Here is a 22,759-nt window from a genome sequence, read left to right on the forward strand (position 1 = left end):
CCTCGTCTTCATCTCTAACTCCTTCTCCATTCTATCCACCTCCTTTGAGGTGAATATTTTCGTATAGATTTTTTAATGAGGCAACGATATATTTTCAGATAGATTTTTAATGAGGCAATTCGAATACTTGACTAAAATTATAGGGAGAGAGTAGACTATAAGCAGAGAGAAACTGTAAAAGACTTCCTTTAAAAAAACACCTTGACAAAGCAGGGGGAAAAGGAGGTGAGAAAAATGAGAAAAAAGACAGGTTTTACCCTCATTGAACTTCTTGTGGTTATAGCTATTATAGCGATACTTGCTGCTATGTTGTTGCCTGCTCTTGCGAGAGCAAAAGAACAGGCAAATAGAGGGGTCTGCTTAACCAACCTTAAACAAATCGGACTGGCTCTACATATTTATGCTCAAGATTGGGGTGGATGGTTTCCTATACTTGAGGAAAGAGAGGGGCAAGACCCTGAGTCAAAAACAAATAGGTCACTTGCTTTACTCACAGGACAAACTATTCCTTTTGATGCTCAAGATGACCCGCACCCAGCATTAGAAACACCTGCCTACATAACAGATAGTAATCTTTTTATATGTCCGAGTGTTGCCCGTGATGAACCCTCTGATATACCTGGATATCTGGCAACAAACCCTGCAGGAGCGTATTATGGAACTAGTTGTTCTTATGCCTATGCTTATGGATTAAATGTGCAGACACATTCTGATACTGTTATTCTGGCTGACAGAAAATGGACTACTGCTAAATACTGGCATAATACATCTACTACTGCAACCAGAGATAATCCAAATAGTGTCTATTATAAAGCATGGAACTGTTTAGCTCTTCATTCGGCGTTTGGAAACCATTTATGGGACGGAGTTAATGCTCTTTATGTGGGAGGTAACGCAAAATGGATTCCTGTTTATCGTAAAAAATGGCCAAATGCTTCTGATTCTATATTGCCTTGGCAGGCTTTCCCGAATGTATTTCCTAATAGTGAGAGCACTTTGAGAGACCTACACTTCACATACTGAGGTAGTTAAAGTGTAGGATTCTTTAACAGGAGATGAGAAAAAATGAAAAAAGATAGTGGGTTTACTTTAATTGAACTTCTGGTTGTTATAGCTATTATAGCCATACTTGCTGCTATGTTGTTACCTGCTTTAAGCAAAGCAAGAGCAAGGGCAAAAAGTTCTGTCTGCATGAATAACCTTAAACAGATAGGATTGGGTTTTCAGATGTATTCTCAGGATTATAAGGGATTTTTAATGCTATCAACAGGAGATGCAGTTAATGGAGGTACTAAGGAATGGTTTAGACATTCGGCATATATAGGGAAATATATTCCCTCCCAAAAACTTGTTGTATGCCCAGCATATCCTCCTTATGAATATGATGATGATTATCCTTTATCTGCTTACGGGTGGAGGCATGGTTACAGTACTGGGCTTTGGAGAGTAATTTTTCCTTCGACATATATTAAAGATAAGACTATTTCTGGCTACGATACATCTCTGGTGGAGTGGCCCAGTAAACTTTTTGTTATTGCTGATTCAATATATATTGGAACTGATGAAAAATATAAAGGTCGCCAGTATAGGTACTCTCACGCTGGCGAATCAATTAGTGTAAAACCGAACAATACTGGGGTGTTACATCTAAGGCATTCTGGTCATGCCAATATGCTCTTTGTTGATGGGCATGTGGAAGCAGTTAGTAAATCTAAGTTGGTTGAGAACGAAACCGCTTACAGAGGAACAAGTACATATAAATTTTGGTGGATGGTTGATGAAAAAGGCAATCTTGGAGATGAACCGATTATCTGGTAGAAGTTAAGGTGGAACATATTAACTAAACCTAAATTTGCGCTCAAAATATATATTAAAAATAGACCAGACCGCTACCTTCAACAGGGTACGCAATAAACATTTCTTGTTCAAGGTTTAAAGATTCGTAATAATATTTTAACATTTGAGATTCCAGTTCTTCATAAGAATCTTCTTTTACAAGGACCATAATGTACCCGCCCAACCCTGCGCCTGATATTTGTGCACCAACCACATTTTTTACCTTTAGAGATATATCTATCATCCTGTCTATCTCTTGTGTGCTACATCTATATCCGCCTGGTTGAAACATTAGTTGGTTATCTTTTTCTGGTAAGTTTGATATAAGTTTTTCTATTGTCTTATCAGAATAATCAATAGAATACGGAGCGTAATCCATATCTTTTATCCATTTTGCAACCCTATCTCCGTTATGTGAAATATTCATCAATTTACCAAAGTCATAAATATTGTCTTTTAATAAAAGTTGACCTCCAAACCTGCTTCTTATACATTCTGAAAGCCCGTATGTTAAAATTTCTCTAATAGGAAAGTTATCAATATGTGAAGGTATAGATTCAATGTTACTTATAACTTTTTCAGATTTTAGATTACTATAAATCTCTTTTCTTGCCATTTTTATAGGTAGACTTTTAAGCATCTCTAAAATATCTTTTTCTGAAAGGTTACCTTTACCGTAAACAATGTCTCTAAGGTGTATAACAAAATCAGAAATAGAAGGGAAGTTTTGTTTAAGCAACTCTTTACCTATATGGTAGCAAGCAACTCTGTGGTTATATATCTCTTTTGCGCCCCTTGTTTTGTAAGCCTGAAACTGAGAATTACATATAGCCAGAAGATAATCTGGAGGGAAAGGGATACTTTTTATTATCTGAAACGGTGAAATACCAATATGGGTGATATGCCCTCTTTTTGAATATTTGATTGCTGCATGGTCACCTGTACCGATACGGTTGCCAAGAAACTCTTCTCCCTCATCACAAAGTTCAATAAATTTATAAGGGGACAATGTTAGGTTGTTTAGGTAGGTACACCCTTCTGCAACAGCCATAAATAGAGCAGAAGAAGAACTTATACCTCCTTCGATAGGTAAATCTCCAGAAACCATAATATTCATACCTTTAATAGGTGTTTTGCCGTTAAAGTGTTGAAACCTGCTAAGCACCGATTTTATATATCTACCCCAATCTTTTTTTGCTGAAGAGAACTGTTTAAGCAAAAAAGAGTTATTAATAAATTCGTGCCATTTTTTTTCATAATCAACATTTAAACTATCTATACTAAAACGTCTTTCAGGAAACCTGTAAGGTTCCATACTGTTCGCAAAAACTTGCCTGTCGTTTCTTGCACCCATAATGCAATATATATCCTTATCTATAGCTACCATATTAACGTCCCCGCCTTGATGGTCAATATGCCTACCCATAATATTTATTCTTCCTGGGGCTCTTACTATTATTACAGGGTTATTCCCAAAATGTTCCATATAATCTTTTAAGGCGGCTGTAAGCAATTTTATTTTGTTTTCTATATAAGGGTAATTGTTTCCATAGATATCCCTAAAATATTTTAAAGACACAGGTGAAACCGTCTCTAAGTGTCTAAGCCAATCGAGAGGACTCTTTAGATAAGAAGGTTTTTCTTTTATTATGCTGTTTTTTTCAACAAGTTTTTTCTCAATCTGGTAGATTTCTTCAGGTGTATTAAATGCCATTACTTGACTGGGTTTGTCTATTGGTAGAACATCAATTTTAGCCCCCTTATTAGCAAGAACCCCTATTGTATCTGTTAGATATTCTTCTTTCTGAGCGTTATTGTCGCTTATTTCGTTAAGTGATGTTAAAAAAGCTTCCCGCTTAAAGAGATATACAGATAGATTAGTATGCTTAACTTTTTTAATAGAATCTATAGGTATATAGTTCTGGTTGCATTTAAGCATAAAATCTTCTTCAGAAAAGTTTTTATTTATAAAATTTGAAGTAATGGGTTTCCCTTCTTTTATTAGTTTCCACAAAGGACCAATTGCAATCTCTATCTTTTTTTCGTTACTAATATATGTAAGTATAATTTTTTTTGCTTCTTTTGAAGAAAGAGGTTTTTTTGAGGTAAGTTTTTTAAATTGGTTTAGAAGTTCTGCCTTTCTAATATCTAAAACTTCAATTATGCCAGATATTAAGTTATCTTGTGAATATATTATTCTGCCTGAACCAGGGAAATCTTTAATTTTACCTACAAGAAGAGTAAGGTCGCTATCTGTTTTTTTATGTTTCTCTATAAGCTTACATAAAATCTTCTCTTCAATGATTTTATCACCTGCAACCACCATTATATCTTCTATTGTTGATATTTTTGATATTAAGCGACCTGCAGTTTTAGCAGCGTTGCCAGTTCCTTTTGGTTCTTTCTGGTAGCAGAAAAAATGGGTTCCATCAGTAGAAGCAACTGTCTGCATTACCTGCTCAGCAAGATGTCTTACAACAATGAAGTGTGTCTTTATTCCACAATTATTAAAGAGTTCTATGTTACGGTTTATCACAGGTTTCCCACCAAGAGGAAAGCATACCTTATGAACAGAAGAACACCTCATTCTTGAGCCCATACCACCTGCCATTATTACAACACCCATTTCTTTTGTCATTATATGTATCCTTTTATAGTCCTACCACCCTTCTTTAAACGAGTACCTCTTAATCATATTTATATTAACATAATTTTGAACCTATTGCGAAGTTAGAAACGTAATATATAAAATGTCTGTTTTTTATAAAATTGGTCTTTTTCTGTTCGAAACTTTAAAATTATGATAATATAAGGTTGAGGATTTCCCTTATATGTCATTTGGGATAAACCCTCGCCTTTTATTCCTCTTCCCCACAGGGAGAGGCAAGTGTGGAGATGGTTTGCTGATATTGACTAAAAATTGGGAATGAATCCCAACCTTGTTGGTATAGTGCGAACAAATTTTCACCTGCACAAAATATTAGTGTAGGTAAACTATAACAGGTGGGGAGGGAGTTACTGAATACTTACTTGTTAACTTCATAAGTTCGTAAGTTAATACTTGGGAAGTGTTGCATTTGTTAAGAAGATGATAAATAACAGAAATACTATAAGCTAGTTATTTGATAAAACTAAATTTTGGAGGAAAGATGAAAAAAATAGGAGTCTTTTTGCTGTCATTAGTGCTAGTTTCACTTTTAACGGTAACAACATCAAAAGATATTTTTGCGTCTAACAACCAACTACAAGTATTAAAATCTGACAATTTTGTATATATCCGAAGCCAGTTTTCAGAAAAAGAAGACCTTCTTGTACGTATAAATTTAGGCTCTAACAACCAGATTAATTTTTCTGGCACTTTCTTGATTGATAAATCAACACCAATGGCTCTACCTGCTCTAAATAAAGGTAAATATATACACGGTAATGGTGATGATTCAACTCCTTGGAACCTTAACGGTACTTATATAGGTGCAAATCACGGTGCGGCTGTCGGTTTTGACCTGCTTTCTGAAGGTCACAATAGAACTACAGAAGATTTAGGTACTCAGTGGGAAGACTCAAAAGGTAACAAATTGTATTTAGCAAAAATATCAGAGAAGAACCTTTATTTTGTTGGAGAAAACACCTCTAAGGATAAGATATGGAGGATGATAAGACGTCTTGAAGGAGATACCCTAAAAAACTCTAAAGGGGATATTGTTAAATTTACAGAAAAAAAATTATATCAGGTAAAACCAGCGTGTCGTATAACAAAACAAGAATATCTTTTGAACGGAAAAACTCCTTTAAAAAATAATGAACCAATGTTTTGCGAATGGCTTGATGTTGTGGAAGAATATGACATAATCAATTTTGGCTCGCTACTTGCCGATATTCTTGCTCACCCTGGGCAGGTTCGTAATTTTGTAGGCGAACATCTTGAAGGGATTGTAAGCAACGATATTACATACAGGTTTTTTCCTAATGGTTCAACAATAATCTATTATAAATCCAAAGCTTTACAAGACTTTAGGTTAGGATATATGGGTTTTATACAATCTTCTCAACTTTATAAAGGAAACTACCAAACCCACGAATATTATATTCCCAAAACTCTACCTTTCACTAAAAATAATATCAACTACGATTTTAAAAACATCCAAGACTATTCTTTCCGTTTCACACCACCCCTTGGTTTTAATGAGAAAGAAAATAATGTTTCAGATTTAAAGAATCTCCCTGAAAGGTTTATACAGTTTTTGGGTAATAAAGATGGCGATAAGACTGTTAGAGAGGTCGGGTTTGCTCTCGGGTATTCATTGATTCACGGAATAACTGTTCCTGCAAAAAGAGCTTTTAATACAGACAATGCAATCACTCTATATACCTCAAAGAAATCTTACCCCCACGCAATCAGCTCCAAAATGGGACCTATGATACCAACGGGTACAGAGTTTTATTGTCTTGCATACAGACACTACTTTAATCCGCGTCTTGCCGGAGATGCTACCTGTTTATATTGGCAAAGACAAGAAAACGATACAGTTGTATATATCGACTACCATAAAAATATTGATAAAGGCGTAGTTGAGTTGCCTCAAGAACTTGTCGGTAAAAAAATCGAAATAATAGAAAAAACACCATCTTTAACTTTACATACAAAAGGTGCCCTTACAAAAAAGGGAGTTGAAATTTCTGTAACAGACAATTACGGATATGTAGTGTTAAGAATTTTTTAACGTGCTGTCTTAAGGAGGTTATATATGAAAATAGCCCCACTTGTAGATCTGTTTTTTAAAGATATGTCTTGGGATTCACGAGTTTATGAGATTGCTAAATGTGGTTACAAATACGTTGAAACATGGCAAGGAGAAGATGCCTACGTACTGAAACTAATCTCTGATACTGGCAGGGATTATGGTGTAGAACTTGTTAGTGTAGTTATTAATTTTGCAACAGATGAGAAAGTCGCCCCCATATCTAAGGAGAACAACTCCCGTTTTTTAGAGCAAGTTGACCGTATTTCTGATAACGCCTTATCTGTTGGCTGTCATCAAGGCATTATAACTACCGGACAATCTATTCCCGGGCACGACTACCAACAGCAGAGGGCAGCGTTGGTTAGTTCTTTGAGGCAGGCAGGTGAAATGGTTGCTAAAAAAGGTTTTCATCTTAACCTTGAACCATTAAATACTGAAGTTGACCACCCCGGTTATTTTTTAAACTCGCCCTTTGAAGGAATCTCTATAATAAAAGAGGTGGGTCTGGACAATGTGAAGATGCTATATGATTTCTATCATATGGGTATTATGACGGGGAATATCACTTCTTTTGTGACAAACAACATATCTTATATTGGGCATTTTCATATTGCAGGCATACCAGGAAGGCACGAACCTTTTTTAGGTGAACTCAACTATCTATTTTTACTTCAAAAAACTTTAGAATCTGGATATAGTAATTTTTTTGGTCTTGAATATATGCCTAAATTTGAATCTCCTGAAACTCTTTTAAAAACTTTAAAATATTTTCAAGGAGAATAAAGGTTGTATCAAAAAACAATGCTCATAAAGACATAAAAGAAAGGCGTAATGATAAGGATGAGAATTCCCCTTATATGTCATTCCGGACTTGATCCGGAATCTCGTTTTTACTACCCCCCCATTCCGTCTTTTGTAGTTTATTTTGCGAGCTTTACCCGCCGAAGCCAACCTACGCTAAAATACAAGCTTCGGCAGGTATACCTTGCGTAGGAGGGGCTTCTTAGTGTGGCAATCTCGCCGAAGGCGGAAAAGGAATGCACCTTTTTTGCCTTCTCCCTTGAGGGAGAAGTATCAAGGATGAGGGGCTTATCCCACAGTTTTTCTGAGGGAGGCTTTTAGCAGGCAAGAGAAAACGAAAGGCGTAATGATAAGGGTGAGAATTCCCCTTATATGTCATTCCGGACTTGATCCGGAATCTCGTTTTTACTACCGCTGTTACGTGAGTTAAGAGGAAAAAAGTATGTGGTGTTATTTACTCTCTCCCGTTTTTGCCTTCATCCCTCGGAGGTACTCGGGATAAGTCGCCGTTAGGCGGAAAAGGAGTGTATGATGGAAAAATTTACCTTTTTCAATGTAAATGCTAATATTGGTAGAAGTGCTTATGCTGGTTCTCAATTTCCTGATGTAACTTCTCTTATTTCTCATCTCGACTATTTAGGTATAGAAAGGTCTCTTGTGTGGCACTTAGCAGCAAGAGATATAAACCCTAAATATGGTAACCAGAAACTTATTAAAGAGATTGAATCCTCTGGTGCTAAAGAAAGGTTAATTCCTTCTTTTGTGATTACGCCTGCGTGTTTTTACGAAGAAGGGACACTCGATTTTCTTAAATCTTATTTAAAGAACAGACAAGTACGTGCTTTATCAATTATTCCGGATGTATCACGTTTTGAGGTACGTCATCTTGAACAACTACTTTCCTTGATTGTAAACCATAAGCCTGTTATATTTTGGGATTGTCAAGGTGGGCACAATGAACAGGCAACAAGAGATTATGAATACTTAGCGAATATTTTCCCTGACATCTCTTTTGTTGTAACTCAGCGAATGTGGGGTTGTTTCGGGAGCGTTCTTGATCTGCTTTCACGTTGTAAAAATACCTATATTGATACCTCTTGGCTTCATATGAGGGATACGATAGAACTTCTTGTAAGCAATTTTGGGGTGGAACGAGTTCTGTTTGGGTTAGGTTATAAATCTCATTATGGTGCTTCCATTGCATCTTTAATGCACGCTTCTATCACAGATGAAGAGAAAGAAAAGATTGCACATTCAAATGTTGAATCACTCTTAAACCTAAAACCAGCTACAGAAAAAAGAGCACCTTCCTCACCAATTTTAAAAGATAAATCTTTATGGAACACTTTTAGGGAAGGTAATCCTATAAACAACGTTGAGATTATAGATGTTCATGGGCATACCCCACCATTTACAAGAGGATGGGTGTTTAAACAGAACGATATAAAAAATGGTGTAGAAGAAACCATTACAAAGATGGATAACATTGGCGTTAACCGTATTATTCTTACCTATGAACCAGCTCTGTTTGGACCGAGCCATTTATATAACAAAGAAGGTGAAGAAATATTAAAACCATATATAGATAGAATATCTGGATATATTGCATTTAACCCTACCTATGGAACCGAAACGATACCTCTGTTTGATGATTTGTTTAAAGGGGATTTTTTTGTAGGTTTCAAGATTCTACCTTCATATTGGAAAATTCCAGTAAACGACCCTGGATATATTCCTGTTTGGGAGTACGCCAACCTACACAAAAAACCTATTTTGATACATACCTGGAACGATAATTATAATTCTCCTGTGATGCTTAAAGATATTGTGTTAAAATACCCTAACGCTTCTTTTATATTGGGACATTCAGGAGGAGGTACAAAAGGAAGGCTTGAAGCAGAAGAACTTGCGTTATCTTCTAAAAACGTTTATCTTGAATTTTGTGGTAGTTTTACTACTTTTAGACCGTTTGAGACTTCTGTAAAAATTGTGGGGACAGATAGAGTCGTTTATGGTTCAGACTCAGCAGGACACGATATGGCGTGGGAGTTGGGTAGGTACCTTTCTATGCCTTTAACTGATGAAGAACTCTTACCAGGTTTGGCAGAAAATATAAAAAGAATTCTTTCCAGAACGATTGTACCTAAAACATCTTAGGGTAGTAAAAAACAAAGGAAAAGACCCTCATTTTGTTGTACGAGAGTGTCTTGCTTAGAGTATTCTTTATTGCAAGTGGCTTTTTTCTGTTCTTTAATGGAGATATGAGGGAGTTTGATAGTTAAAGTGTTGTTGCATATTATTTAGCGGCTGGTTCTCAGCTAAAGGAGGAGTTATGAAGGTATTAAGAAGTCTTAAAATTTTATTGCTTATTTGTTTCTTTTTTTCGTTATTATCTACCGCTCAAGAAACCTTGGATATGAGTGAATTGAAGGTTATAAAAAATAACGATACTGTTTATATAAGGAGCAAATTTTCACAAAAGGAAGACCTTGTAGTGCAGATAAGGCTGGGAAGCAACAAACAGATTACTTTTGGTAGCGCTACTCTTGTTAACGCTTCAGCGGCTACAGATCTTAGAGGTTTTAGGAGCGGCAAAGTTATTAAACATGGTGGGGGAGATTCTACCCCTTGGAGTATCAACGGAACATATATTGGGGCTGACCACGGTAACTCTGTAAGTTTTGCGTTAACTGTTGATAATCACGGTAAAACAGTAGCTGATATTGGGAGTGAATGGCTTGATGAAAAAGAGAATAAGTTTTACCTGATAAAAATTGTTGATGAGAACAGACTTATGTTTATTGGTAGCAATTCTCCTACTGGAGATATATGGAAGTTTACAACTCAGTTAATCGGTAAAACATTAAAAAGTCCTTCTCGCAACTCAACTATAACTTTTACTGAAAGAAAAATGCTGCAAGCGACGCCTGCTTGTAGAATAAAAAAACAAGAGTACCTTGTTGATGGAAAAACTCCATTGAAAGATGATGAACTTGTTACTTGCAGTTGGTTGGATATTGTTGAAGAGTACGATATTATTAATACTGGCTCTCTTCTGAATGACATCATTGCTAACCCAGGGCAAGAACGCAATTTTGTTGCTGACCATCTTGATGGTGTGATAAGAAACGAAATTACTTACAGATTCCACCCTAACGGTGCTAATATAATTTACTATAAAGCTAAAGCTTTACAAGATTTCAGGTTAGGATATATGGGTTTTATACAAGCAAGTAAAGCGTTCCAAGGTAAATATAATCTTTTAGAATACTATATCCCCAAAACATTACCTTTTACTAAAAATGATATCAACTACGATTTTTGTAAAATAGAGGATTATTCAAAAAATTTCTCTACAACCCTGCTCTTTAACGAAAAAGAAGGTAATATTGCCGACCTTTCAAATTATCCTGATAGATATATCCAACTACTCACAAATAGAGATGGTGACAAGACCGTTAGAGAAGTTGGGTTTGCTCTCGGGTATTCTTTGATACACGGTATATCAGTACCTTCTGTAAGAGTTAAAAACGTAGTAGGTCCTTTTTCACTTTATGTTAGCGGTAAATCGTTCCCGGTAGGTGTTGATAGAAAAATGGGTAATATAATACCAAAAGATACAGATTTCTATTGTGTTTGTTATCGCCATTATTTCAACCCTCTTCTTGCAGAAAACGCAACCTGTTTTTACTGGCAGAAACAGGAGAACGATACAGTAATATATTTAGATTATCATAAAAATGTGGATAAAGATTTGGTGAAACTACCAAAAGAATTTGTAGGTAAAAAACTTGAGATTGTAGAAAAAACACCTTCTGTTACTTTACATACAAAAGATGCTATTTCAGAAAAAGGTATTGAAGTTTCAGTAACAGACGGTTACGGTTACATTGTGTTAAAAGTTTTATAGGTTATATTAAAGGAAGGATTGTTACAGTCTGGCAGTTGCTAAAAATAAGCAACTGCCAGACTATTTAAACTATTAAATTTTATAAGATAACAGACTCATTATAATCACATCGTTTTTATCTCTTCCCGCCTCAACAGTATTATTAAAAATATCTTTAAGTACTAATCTTAACCCGAGTTTAGAATTTATATTTGCTTCAAAACCAATCTCACCTTTCAGTATGAAATTACTAAAGTCAGAAACCTCAGGATAGAAAGCCAAATTATTCCAGAGTTTTGAGTTTTCCATTTTGTGTTCATATCTTTCAGCGAGAAAAGTTGTAAAATAGTTGTTATCCTTACCAGTATCAAACTTCTCTGCAATATATCCTACGCCAGCTGAGAATTCAAGCAACCTTTTTGCTTCTTTTATAAAATAGTAGCCATATCCTAAAGCACCTGTATACCTGCTATCTATACCTGACAATTCGTTAAATTCAGCGCTGCCCATCAAAGACCAGAAGGTTCTATCTGTAATATTTTTATTATATTGAGATGAAAGCATAATTTCGTTTGTGGTTGTTTCGTTATCTGATTCCCCATAAGCAACACTAAAATCGCCTCTAAAAAGAGAATCGGTTCTTTTCTTTTGAGTATCAAATAAAAAAGTTGTAAAGACACTATCAACATTTCCTCTGGTTGCGTTTACACCTAAAGAGATGTTGCTCTCCCAAGGTTCTTCTTCAGCATATATTTTTGTAACTCCTGTAAGTATTAAACTTGATAAAAATAGACCAATCACTAAACGTTTCATTTTTCCTCCTTGTTAAGTTTATCGTTCTGCCAAACTTGGCTATGTTTTAAACGATTGTTGCGAAGGTATGTCTCCCGAAGCCAACCTGCGCTAAACTACAAGCCTCGGCAGGTATACCTTGGCGTAGGTTGAAACGCCTTGTCTCAACAGTTTTTCTATGGGATTGCGACGTGGCAACCCTCGCTTTTATCCTTGCCTTTGTCTTATCCCGCCCACTTTACCATTAAAGTCAGTTTTTAAATATCAAACAGTCAATATAGTAACATAAATTTAAATCAATTACTAAATTAGAAGAGAATCCTTTAAAAATTAGTTTATCTCATCATAGGCTGGAGCAGTATTGTTTAACACATACGTTAAAATACCTCAAGAGATAGGCTCTGGGCAAGATATTGTTGAAGTACGTGTCTGAACAATAGAGAATATTGCGACAAACAACCGATCTGCTCAACTGGTGTGGTTATTAGCGAAAAGAACTCTTTTTTTTTGTTAAAGGCGTCTGAAAACTGGTTTGTACTAAAGAGTTATAAAATACTTGACAAAACCGGGGGGTGGTGGGGTATAATTATATTAAGAATTAAATTTAATAATTTGTAGAGATTTGTGGTAAAGTTCTGAATAAAGTTTAACTTGAGAATTAGTAGTGAATCTCAACCTTGTTTGTATCTGTATCGTGCAAACAAGGTTTTTGTTTTACTTGCACAAAAGATTAGCTTAGGCAAATTCTCAATAGGCGAGATGTGGGTACTGAACATTCATAAGATAAAAGTTTATTGATTTAATTTAAAACTATCCTCTACTGGTAAAAAAGGAATAGTTCCTTGAATGAAACATTTAGAGGTATAGGGAGGTGAAAAGAATGAAGAGAAACAACGGATTTACTCTAATAGAACTTCTTGTAGTAATAGCAATTATAGCAATACTTGCAGGGATGTTGCTTCCTGCTCTCAGTAAAGCAAGGGCAAGAGCCAAGTCAACCGTTTGCTTGAATAACCTAAAACAACTTGGAACAGCTCTTCTTATCTACGCTGAGGATTTTGAAGAATTAATCCATGTACAGATATACAATCAAAATATATATGGCAACTATTTTTCGCGAGAAATTATAGTCTGCCCATCGATTCCTCCATATACCGCCGACAATGATAAGGACGCAAGTAATAGATGTTGTTATGGTGTAAAGTCAGGTTCATTGGCGCCAGGCCTTTTGTTTCTGAGCAATACTATCATAACCCGTCGCTATGCAAGTATCAATCCTTCAGCTTTCTGGATTTTTGCTGATTCTGTTAGACTTTTAGACTCTCCAACAGATACACTTTATAGAAACCAGTGGGCAACCTGTGCTTATGAAACAAGCACAGAAGGGTTTGTACATTTTAGGCACTCAAATCAGGCAAACTTCCTGTTTGTTGACGGCCACGTTGAGTCTATGGGGATGGACAAGTTTGCTACTGTAACAAAGATTCATGCCAATACATCTGTATCTACAAACTGGGCTGTTGCTGATAGTAAATATAAGATCAAAAACCTTACATATCCATAAGTTTAGTTACAAATATTCTTATACAGTTATAATTAAAATTTTGAAATTGTTAGAAATGGAGAGAAAAACTTTAAATCAGAGTGGACTTCTCTTCTTCTACATATATTGGAGGTGAAAAGAATGAGAAAAAAAACTGGTTTTACTCTGATAGAACTTCTTGTGGTAATAGCTATTATAGCAATACTTGCTTCTATACTTCTTCCCGCTCTTGCGAGGGCAAGAGAACAGGCAAGAAGGAGTGTCTGCTTAAACAATCTTAAACAGCTCGGTATTTCTTTGTTGATATATGCTCAGGATTGGGGTGGATGGTTTCCTTACCACGATTTTAATGATGAAGCAAAATGGAGTAGCCATACAGGTTGGTCAACTGGTGCTATCACTTCAAAACCAAACGTATCTCTTGCTCTTCTTACAGGCCAGATAGACCCTTCATCAAGTGCCTTGGAAACACCCTCTTATGTTAGCGACTATAAACTTTTTATATGTCCCGGTTCAACCAGAGATAGGCCCCATTCAATTCCGGGAGCACTTATCAGGCAAACTCAATCCAACATTGCGACTTATATTTCTGACCGTGTTTCAAGTTGTTCCTATACGTACGCGCTTGGGTTGAATGTTCAGACCCATTCAGATACTGCCATAATGACAGATGACCCTAAAGGAAGCTATCCAAACCAATTTCGTGTATACAGGCAACATTCAAACCACGGTGTTGAAGGAGTAAACGTTCTGTATGTTGATGGAAGAGCAAAGTGGGTAGCAACCATTAGAAACACGGCCTACTGGAAAGTTGGTGAGCGTGATTCGTGGGGGTTTATGAATATTGCAGAAATTCCTAATGCAAAAGGGTGCGCATCAAGTAGTCCTCCACATCCAAGCACAAGGTATCCTCATAGACCTATGTTGCTATCTAATACGTACTGGTAAATTGTTTTTTTAAAACATTAATTTATAGGTCTCACAAGGTTTTCTATTCAGACGTAAGGTGATGTGGTAATCTTGGTCGTTATTCTTATTTTTTTCCAAGAATATTTCCGAACATACCTCTTATAATAGTTTTTCCTATCTCATTACCAACCTTACGGGCTGTCTGTTTTGCCATAGCCTCCACCATCCCCTGTCGCCGCCCTGTTCCCCATAACAAATCACCAAGCATTCCTCGTTCAGGTTGTTTTTGCTCGGTTTTTTGCTGTTGCTGAACAGTCTCAGATGTTCTTCTATTAAGAATTTCGTAAGCAGATTCCCTGTTGATAGGAGTATCATATTTTGAACTTATGGGGCTACGAGTTTTAATAAGTGCTCGTTCTTCATCTGTTATAGTTCCCATACGGCATCGAGGTGGCGCTATAAGCGTCCGTTCTACTGGCATCGGGACAGCTTTCTCCTGTAAAGTAGAGACCAATGCTTCTCCTACTCCAAGAGTAGATATAACCTTTGCTACATCAAGATTAGGGTTAGCAACAAAAGTTTCAGCGGCTGTTTTTACAGCTTTCTGGTCTCTTGGGGTATATGCTCGTAAAGCGTGCTGTATACGGTTACCAAGTTGTCCTAATATTTCGTTTGGCACATCATCAGGAAATTGAGAACAGAAATATATCCCTACACCTTTCGAACGGATAAGACGAACAACCTGCTCCACCTTTTGACGTAACAATGTAGGTGCATCATTAAAAAGAAGATGGGCTTCGTCAAAAAAGAAGACCAGTTTTGGTTTATCAAGGTCGCCAACCTCTGGAAGTTTCTCAAACAACTCAGAAATAAGCCACAAAAGAAAACTTGAATATAACCGAGGTTTAAGTATAAGTTGGTCAGCTGTAAGTATATTAATAACCCCTCTACCGCTAAGGTCGGTACGCAACAAATCGTTAAGTTCAAGAGCCGGTTCTCCAAAAAATTGTATTCCACCTTCTCTTTCAAAAGATAATAAAGAACGTTGTATAGCAGATATAGATTGAGTACTTACCAGACCGTACTGTTTTGAAACTTCAGTTCTATTCTCAGCAACAAAATTTAAAAGCGACCGTAAATCGTCCATATCAAGAAGGAGAAGCCCGTTATCGTCTGCAAGTTTAAATGTTATCTCCAGCATGCCTATTTGTGTATCATTCAAATCAAGTATTCGTCCAAGAAGCACAGGCCCTATCTCGCTAACAGTTGCACGTACAGGATGACCAGATTTACCATAAAGGTCCCAAAATATTGCTGGGCTTGCCTCATTAGTAAAATCTTTAATACCTATCTTCGCAACCCGTTCTTCTAATTTTTCGTTTCTTTCTCCAGACATAGCAACCCCTGCTACATCGCCTTTAACATCAACCATAAATACTGGCACACCCATACGTGAAAACCCTTCCGCAAGAACCAACAGCGAAACAGTCTTTCCTGTTCCTGTAGCGCCAGCCACCAAACCGTGTCGGTTACCATATTTTGCAAGCAGAGAAACCTGCTGTTCTCCTTTACCTATAAGTATTTTATCCATACTTCCCCCTCCAAATTTTAGAATTATTAAGATATATGATACCATAAAATATGATTATTTCCATTTACTGCTGTTTCTTTGTAAGGAAAGGTTTTATCAATAACAATTCTTTTTTACTTTTGCTTAATATATACTCTGCTACAAGTTTAACTAATAAAAGTATAACCTGTTGAAACACCTAAAAAAGGAAAAATATGGAGACATTAATACTTACTGCCAAAGATGTGTCAGAATGTTTAACTATGACAAAAACTATAGAATTAACTGAACACGTCTTTAATGAATGGGGCAAAGGTAACGTAGTTATGCCAGCAAAAACTACTCTTGATATGTCAAAAAGCGGTTTTAAATCTTGGTTAAATGCTATGCCTGCATATATTTCATCAGACAATGCTGCTGGTATTAAATGGGTAGGTGGGTACCCCTATAACTCTTCTAAAGGTTTACCATATATAATGGGAGTTATTATTTTAACTGATACCGAAACCGGGCAAACCCTTGCAATAATGGATGGTGCGCTTATTACTGGTCTTAGAACAGGTGCATCGGCTGCTGTTTCTTCAAAATATCTTGCGGTTAAAAATAGTGAAAATATATGTGTTGTTGGAGCGGGTACTCAGGGTAAAAATTGTGCTTTATCATTATCTGTCTTATATCCTGACTCAAAACTGTACATATCTGATATATCAGAAGAAAAAAGAAGAGATTTTGTTGCTGAAATGTCAGGGTCGATAAGTATGCAAATAATAGATAGCCCATCTGTGGAGGAGGCAGTTAAAGTTGCTGATTTAATTGTGCTTGTTACCACAGCGTCAGAGCCGTTTATATGTGCAAATTGGATAAAACAGGGCACAACAGTTCTTGCTATGGGGTCGTTCCAACAACTCGAAGATGAGTTTGCTATTTCAGTTGATAAAATAGTTGTTGACTCCATAGAACAGGCCTGCCATAGGGGTGAACTGAAATTGTTGGTAGAAAGTTCTAAACTTACCAGTGACAACATCTATTCTGAACTTGGAGATATTGTTGCAGGCGTAAAAATTGGGCGAAAAACAGAAGAAGAACGTATTTTAATGGTTCCAGTTGGTTTAGGAGCTCATGATGTACGTATAGCCCAGTATGTTTATAAAGAAGCAATCAAGAGAAATTTAGGGTTGAAGATAAACCTTATAAAATAAAGAAAAGAAGAGAAAGAAGGGTTTTAAATGATTGAAAAACTAAAAACAATAGATACCCGATTGGAAACCTTATACAAAATACTTGAATCTTGCGAACTATGCCCAAGAAAATGTAAGGTCAATAGAACAATAGGAATGAAAGGGGTTTGTGATGCGGGTATGGAAATGGTGGTTTCAAGTTATGGGCAACATTTAGGAGAAGAACCTGAACTTGTTGGCACTTATGGGTCAGGTACAATATTTTTTACCGGTTGCAATCTTTTATGTATATATTGCCAAAATTACGATATAAGCCATAGAAAAACGGGACAAACAACCTCTTGTGAAGAACTTGCAAGGATTGTGCTATACCTACAAAAAGTCGGATGTCATAATATAAATTTTGTTACACCTACACATTTTACGCCTCAAATAGTACAATCGTTAAAAGAAGCGCTTAGCAAAGGGTTGAAAATCCCAATAGTATGGAACTGTGGAGGATATGAAAGCGTTGAGGTTATAAGACTTTTGGAAGGAATAGTTGACATATATATGCCGGATATAAAATATTCCTGTTCAAAGGTAGCAGAAACATACTCTTCCACTCCCGACTACTTTGAAAGATGTAAAGAGGCAGTAACAGAAATGCACAAACAGGTTGGAGACCTAAAAGTTGATTCAGATGGTATAGCAAAAAAAGGGTTGCTGGTAAGACATCTTGTTTTACCTAACAACTTGGCTGGGTCAGAAGAAGTGTTTAAATTTGTAGCGTCTCTGTCAAAAAACAGTTACATAAATATTATGGCTCAATATAGACCCTGCGGAGAATCATATAAATACCCTGCAATAAATCGAAGAATCACATCTGAAGAGTTTCAGAAAGTGTTGGATATAGCATGGAATGTAGGCTTGCGTCGCGGGTTTTAAATAAAACTTAAAAAAAATAATAAAAAGCAGTATAATATAGTAAGTTCTCAGTAAACATAATCCAGTTTGTAGAGAAATGGGCAATCCCCACTACTCTCCTCTACCCTTGGGGAGAGATGTAAGGTGAGGGGGCTTTTGGCTTGTCTTTGCAAAAAGGTTAATGAAAACAGGTTTAACGAAGGCGGAGGTTTATCCCATAGTTTTTTTGAGGGGGTCTTGTCCCAAGTATTGTTTACTGCGAGGGGTTTTTTCTCCGACATTATAACGAAAATAAGATGGGGTTTACCAAATATTTACAATATATACAAAAATACTCTGTTTTGGTATAGAGTAAAGGAGAATATATGCCTACAATATTTTTTTATGGACCTGAACTTGAAAAAGAGAAGAAGAAAGAACTAATTAAATCCTTTACAGAGAAAGCCAGTGAACTAACAGGGATAGATAAGTCGGCTTTTGTAGTATACCTGAGAAAATGCGGGCCTGAGGATGTTGGTGTTGGTGGGGAACTTCTTGCTGAAAAACAGAAACCTTCCACTTAACAATTTGCTCTTTATTTGCCCTCTTCCCTTTGGGAAAAAGGGATTAAGGGTGAGGGGGGTAGTTAGCAGGCAAGGAAAATACGAGGGATTGCCCTATATGTCATTCCGGGCTTGATCCGGAATCTCGTTTTCACGTTGTGCCTTTTATCAAAGCGGGTTAAGTGAGAGATCCTGAAACAAGTTCAGGATAACAAATTGGGTAGGCAGAAGGCAACACATCTCTATTCCGTCTTTGCGAGCGTTTATCCCGAGTACCTCCAAGGGGCCTATTAGCGTGGCAACCTCTGCCTTTGCTTTTAACTTGGATTACTAAAATGAAAACAAAAAAAATAGACTATTCTAAACTCAAAATTAAAAAAGGAAGCATAATAAAACGAAAAATCTGGTATACCCTATTTTTGTATCATATGGGTATATACCTTGGAGACGATACGGTTATAGATTTTGATAAAAAACGTAGAGGAACAAAAAGTTCAGTCAAAAAAATATCTTTAAAAGAATTTGGACGTGGCAAAAAAATCTCAGTACACGCAGAACCAAAAAACTCTAAACATGCCGAGGAGATACTTGAAATAGCCAATATACTCCTCAAACACGATGAACTCCCTGGCAGATACCTTCTTTTCAACAATTGTGAGGATTTTGTTGTTAAGATATATGGGCGTAGGTACGTTCCTTTAGCTCAGAGAAACTACGTTATCATCCTTATTCTTTTAGTTTTAAATGCCGGATTTTTACCTGCTATAATCATATTGACAATACTAATAAAACTATTTAAGTTTTTTAAAAATAGACGTAGAGTTACCTAAAACTTTCCCTACCCACATCTTTTTCTACCCTTTTTTGCCTTCTCCCCTAAGGAAGTACTCGGGATAGAAAGTTATTAGGGCTTGATAGATTAATAATGGGATGAGGTTTATCCGCCGAAGCTTGTATTTTAGCGTAGGTGGAGGGGCTTTTTGCCTTTGTTTGTCTTGCGAGGAATGTGTTGTAAAGGAATGTCATTTCGGACTTGATCCGGAATCTCGTTTTTACTACCGTTCCATACTTCACACTTTGCCTACCTCTTGAAAAAAAATCTCATAAATGGTTAAATATATACCAAAGTAACAGTCATTTATAAATATTAATTGTACAAAGGGATTAAAAATGAAAAAAATTATCTACCCTCTAATTTTTATAACCTTACTTCTTAGTGGTTGCGTAAAAACCATTAAAGAAGAAATAAAAGAACCCCTACCCTACTCTGGTCCTGTTGATATCCAACTCCATATCAAACTTGATAGACTATATGTCAAAAGTATGTCTGAAGACGATCCTGTCTGGAAGATTCTTATGGGACCTTTCGGTACAACTAAGGTATATATAATTGGTTCCGCAACTGAGGCAGTAAAAGGAAAAGGCACAACCACCTCATTTAAGAGAGAAATCAACTGGGGAGACAACTCTTTCGATGTAAAATCTCATACAGGCTCAGAGATTAACTTTCAGATACAGGTGATTGGAAAAAGAACAGGTAGTAAAGATGTTGGTTCTATAACCATTAGAAACAACCCTAAACAGACAATAATAATAGAATTTAACGAGTCAGGGTCATCAATAAAGTAGAAGAAAGATAAAACTTAAGTTAGTCAGATTCACCTTTTTTCTTCTACCTCTGTGTCTGTCATTCCGTCTTTGCCCTCTACCCTTGAGAATGCTCGGGATAGTAAATCTCTCAGAGGTTTGCAGAGAGGTTAATGGGATGAGGCTTGTCCACCGAAGCCAACCTACGCTAAAATACAAGCTTCGGCAGGTATACCTTGGCGTAGGTGGAGGGGCAGTTGTTTTTGTGGAGGAATATGAGACTTTCCCCAAGAGTTTGCAAATAGGTAAATGGGATGAGTTCTATCCCTTAGAAAGACTGTCGAGCCAAGACATGCCTTCGTAACTATCGCTTAAAGTATAGCCAAATTTGGCAGAACGAAAAATATAGATAAGAGGTAAAAATGAAGAAGATAATAATATTCGGACTTCTTATAACAACTTTATTACTTGTTGGATGCAACACAATGCACGGGATAGGAAAAGATATAGAAAAAGCAGGCGAGACAATCCAAAAATCTACAGGTAAATAATAAAAACTTCTATTGTCAAGGTTGTATGAAGATTATTAGTTAAGCAAACCAATGGTATTTAAAGCCCCATTAAATTAAAAAATGAAAAATAAATATGATGTAGTAGTTGTAGGAGGAGGCGTTGCAGGAGTTTCTGCAGCCATATCATCTGCAAGAAATAATGCAGGCGTCTGTATGATTGAAAAACAGTGTTTCCCAGGAGGGCTTGCAACTCTTGGAAATGTTGTTATCTACCTTCCCTTATGCGATGGTATGGGCAGACAGGTTGTTGGGGGGCTAGGAGAGGAACTCTTAAAACTTTCAGTTATCGAACAACCAGAACGTATTCCCCAATGTTGGAGAGAAAACGGGGACAACTCCTTAAGGTCAAAAGATAGATACAGAGTTAGATTTAACCCTGCTTCCTATATGCTTGAACTGGAGAAACTTCTTCTAAAAACAGGGGTTGATATATTTTACGATACAAAAGTTGTTGATGTCGAAAAAAAAGAAGCCGAGATTACAGCAGTTCAGATACACAACAAAGACGGGTTTTCTCTTCTGAAATGTGGATGTGTGGTTGACGCTTCTGGAGATGCTGATATCTGCACATACTCCGGAGAGGAAACAATTTCTCTTAACACCAATTTTGGTGCTGGCTGGTTTTTTTATTTCGACTCAGGAGAGGTTAAACTTATGCCACTTGCAGACGGGTACGACCCTCACGGAAAGATTAGTCAAAGCAAACCTCAGTTTTCTGGAAGTACAGCTGAAGGCGTTAATTCTCATCTCCTTTACTCTCATCAGTTAATAAGAGACAAACTTGAAACTATGAAAAAAGAAAATCCCAATATTTACCCTGTTCTACTACCTTCAATGCCTTGCTTTAGAATGACCCGTCGACTTAAAGGAAAAATTGAACTTCAAGAAAGGGATGATGGAAAAGTTTTTGAAGATACAATAGGAATGACAGGCGATTGGCGTAAATCTGGTCCTGTCTACAGTATTCCTTTACGAGCGCTTATAGGTGTAAAAAACAAGAATTTAATAACTGCAGGAAGATGTATCTCTGCTGATACATTATGGGATGTTACAAGAGCAATACCTGCATGCGTTGTAACCGGTGAAGCCGCAGGTACTGCGTCTGCTATGCTATGCAATCAAAAAGCTGAAAGTTTTTCTGCTCTTGATATAAAAAAATTGCAGAAGAGACTCGCCAAACAGAATGTCATTTTAAACCTCGAAAACCTTTGATATCAAATGAGCCCATGGTCGGAGTTGAACCGACGACCTTCGCATTACGAATGCGCTGCTCTGCCTCTGAGCTACACGGGCTAAGTGCTTAACTGCTTTATACTTAGCGAAATATTCTCTTGATTGATTTCGCTCTTGGTGTCCAAAAAGTGTCTATTTCGCACTATTTACCTGTAAGATAGTTTACACTTTTCTATGTTTTACCGCAAGTCAATTATACTCTCAAATTACAGAAAAAAAGGTTAAGCTGAGGGGGTACTTTTAGATTAGTGAGTCCTCAGTAAACACTGTTCAGAGCAGATATCTGCTTCACGGGTTTGCAGGAATAAAGAGTTTTTTCCTTCCACATTCATTCCGTTTTTGCGAAGGTATACCTGCCGAAGCCAACCTACGCTAAACTACAAGCTTCGACAGGTATACCTTGGCGTAGGTAGAAGTGGAGTTTACGAATGTGGCAATCTCCATCTTTATTGCTGTTCTCTTACTATCTGCGCCTCCTTTTAATTGTAAGGTTCTTAAGTGACATTGTATCATCAAAGTTTAACTTTTTATAGTTCTCGAATTGCCTCATTAAAAATCTATCTGAAAATATATCGTTGCCTCATTAAAAAATCTATACGAAAATATTCACCTCAAAGGAGGTGGATAGAATGGAGAAGGAGTTAGAGATGAAGACGAGG

At 36.6% G+C, this 22,759-nt stretch carries 17 protein-coding genes, 1 tRNA gene and 3 pseudogenes; 17 read left to right on the top strand and 4 right to left on the bottom strand.

Features of this window, described 5'->3' with window-relative positions; genetic code table 11:
* Window positions 1-234 precede the first annotated feature (234 nt).
* From M0P98_06420 to M0P98_06430, 3 genes and pseudogenes are all read left to right on the top strand, one after another.
* Window positions 235-321: pseudogene (locus tag M0P98_06420) on the top strand (prepilin-type N-terminal cleavage/methylation domain-containing protein).
* Between the two features lie 744 nt (window positions 322-1,065).
* Window positions 1,066-1,152: pseudogene (locus tag M0P98_06425) on the top strand (prepilin-type N-terminal cleavage/methylation domain-containing protein).
* Between the two features lie 39 nt (window positions 1,153-1,191).
* A complete protein-coding gene (locus M0P98_06430) occupies window positions 1,192-1,818 on the top strand; it encodes a hypothetical protein (protein MCK9266499.1) in 627 nt (208 codons plus the stop codon).
* A gap of 52 nt (window positions 1,819-1,870) precedes the next feature.
* On the opposite strand, the gene M0P98_06435 is transcribed toward M0P98_06430, so the two are convergent.
* Window positions 1,871-4,474 (bottom strand): sugar phosphate nucleotidyltransferase, encoded by a 2,604-nt coding sequence (locus M0P98_06435; protein ID MCK9266500.1) that lies wholly within the window; start codon window positions 4,472-4,474, stop codon window positions 1,871-1,873.
* 511 nt (window positions 4,475-4,985) lie between these two features.
* On the opposite strand from M0P98_06435, the gene M0P98_06440 reads away from it, so the two are divergent.
* The 4 genes from M0P98_06440 to M0P98_06455 all read left to right on the top strand — a co-directional run bounded on the left by M0P98_06440 (window position 4,986) and on the right by M0P98_06455 (window position 11,289).
* Entirely contained in the window at window positions 4,986-6,557 is a 1,572-nt protein-coding gene (locus M0P98_06440) for a hypothetical protein (protein ID MCK9266501.1), read from the top strand.
* A gap of 24 nt (window positions 6,558-6,581) precedes the next feature.
* Window positions 6,582-7,361 carry a TIM barrel protein gene (locus tag M0P98_06445; protein MCK9266502.1) on the top strand — a complete coding sequence of 260 codons (780 nt, stop codon included), beginning with the start codon at window positions 6,582-6,584 and terminating at the stop codon, window positions 7,359-7,361.
* 549 nt (window positions 7,362-7,910) lie between these two features.
* Entirely contained in the window at window positions 7,911-9,536 is a 1,626-nt protein-coding gene (locus M0P98_06450; GenBank protein ID MCK9266503.1) for an amidohydrolase family protein, read from the top strand.
* Window positions 9,537-9,711: 175 nt separating this feature from the next.
* On the top strand, window positions 9,712-11,289 hold the full coding sequence (locus M0P98_06455; protein MCK9266504.1) for a hypothetical protein: 1,578 nt from the start codon (window positions 9,712-9,714) through the stop codon (window positions 11,287-11,289).
* Window positions 11,290-11,361: 72 nt separating this feature from the next.
* Here M0P98_06455 and M0P98_06460 read toward each other — a convergent pair whose 3' ends face one another.
* Entirely contained in the window at window positions 11,362-12,081 is a 720-nt protein-coding gene (locus tag M0P98_06460) for a DUF481 domain-containing protein (GenBank protein MCK9266505.1), read from the bottom strand.
* An 859-nt stretch (window positions 12,082-12,940) separates the two neighbouring features.
* Between M0P98_06460 and M0P98_06465 the strand changes: the two genes are divergently transcribed.
* From M0P98_06465 to M0P98_06475, 3 genes and pseudogenes are all read left to right on the top strand, one after another.
* Entirely contained in the window at window positions 12,941-13,624 is a 684-nt protein-coding gene (locus M0P98_06465; GenBank protein ID MCK9266506.1) for a prepilin-type N-terminal cleavage/methylation domain-containing protein, read from the top strand.
* A 120-nt stretch (window positions 13,625-13,744) separates the two neighbouring features.
* Window positions 13,745-13,831: pseudogene (locus M0P98_06470) on the top strand (prepilin-type N-terminal cleavage/methylation domain-containing protein).
* A gap of 63 nt (window positions 13,832-13,894) precedes the next feature.
* Window positions 13,895-14,551, top strand: a complete 657-nt coding sequence (locus tag M0P98_06475) for a hypothetical protein (protein MCK9266507.1) — start codon at window positions 13,895-13,897, stop codon at window positions 14,549-14,551.
* 85 nt (window positions 14,552-14,636) lie between these two features.
* On the opposite strand, the gene M0P98_06480 is transcribed toward M0P98_06475, so the two are convergent.
* Window positions 14,637-16,103 carry a DUF853 domain-containing protein gene (locus M0P98_06480; GenBank protein MCK9266508.1) on the bottom strand — a complete coding sequence of 489 codons (1,467 nt, stop codon included), beginning with the start codon at window positions 16,101-16,103 and terminating at the stop codon, window positions 14,637-14,639.
* Between the two features lie 194 nt (window positions 16,104-16,297).
* Between M0P98_06480 and M0P98_06485 the strand changes: the two genes are divergently transcribed.
* From M0P98_06485 to M0P98_06515, 7 genes are all read left to right on the top strand, one after another.
* Window positions 16,298-17,281 (top strand): ornithine cyclodeaminase family protein, encoded by a 984-nt coding sequence (locus M0P98_06485; GenBank protein ID MCK9266509.1) that lies wholly within the window; start codon window positions 16,298-16,300, stop codon window positions 17,279-17,281.
* 27 nt (window positions 17,282-17,308) lie between these two features.
* The gene (locus M0P98_06490) at window positions 17,309-18,187 is read left to right on the top strand and encodes a radical SAM protein (GenBank protein ID MCK9266510.1); all 879 of its coding nucleotides are present in this window, start codon (window positions 17,309-17,311) and stop codon (window positions 18,185-18,187) included.
* A gap of 344 nt (window positions 18,188-18,531) precedes the next feature.
* Window positions 18,532-18,729, top strand: coding sequence for a tautomerase family protein (locus M0P98_06495; GenBank protein MCK9266511.1), 198 nt, complete (start codon window positions 18,532-18,534; stop codon window positions 18,727-18,729).
* A 314-nt stretch (window positions 18,730-19,043) separates the two neighbouring features.
* Window positions 19,044-19,538: a lecithin retinol acyltransferase family protein gene (locus M0P98_06500; protein ID MCK9266512.1), complete on the top strand. Its 495-nt coding sequence runs from the start codon at window positions 19,044-19,046 to the stop codon at window positions 19,536-19,538.
* A gap of 340 nt (window positions 19,539-19,878) precedes the next feature.
* Window positions 19,879-20,337 (top strand): hypothetical protein, encoded by a 459-nt coding sequence (locus M0P98_06505; protein MCK9266513.1) that lies wholly within the window; start codon window positions 19,879-19,881, stop codon window positions 20,335-20,337.
* A 380-nt stretch (window positions 20,338-20,717) separates the two neighbouring features.
* Window positions 20,718-20,846 (top strand): entericidin A/B family lipoprotein, encoded by a 129-nt coding sequence (locus M0P98_06510; protein ID MCK9266514.1) that lies wholly within the window; start codon window positions 20,718-20,720, stop codon window positions 20,844-20,846.
* Window positions 20,847-20,927: 81 nt separating this feature from the next.
* Window positions 20,928-22,079, top strand: coding sequence for an FAD-dependent oxidoreductase (locus tag M0P98_06515; protein MCK9266515.1), 1,152 nt, complete (start codon window positions 20,928-20,930; stop codon window positions 22,077-22,079).
* A 9-nt stretch (window positions 22,080-22,088) separates the two neighbouring features.
* On the opposite strand, the gene M0P98_06520 is transcribed toward M0P98_06515, so the two are convergent.
* Window positions 22,089-22,160: transfer RNA gene (locus M0P98_06520), tRNA-Thr, on the bottom strand.
* Window positions 22,161-22,759 lie beyond the last annotated feature (599 nt).

The sequence above is a fragment of the bacterium genome (assembly GCA_023230585.1).
GTDB lineage: Bacteria > Ratteibacteria > UBA8468 > B48-G9 > JAFGKM01 > JALNXB01.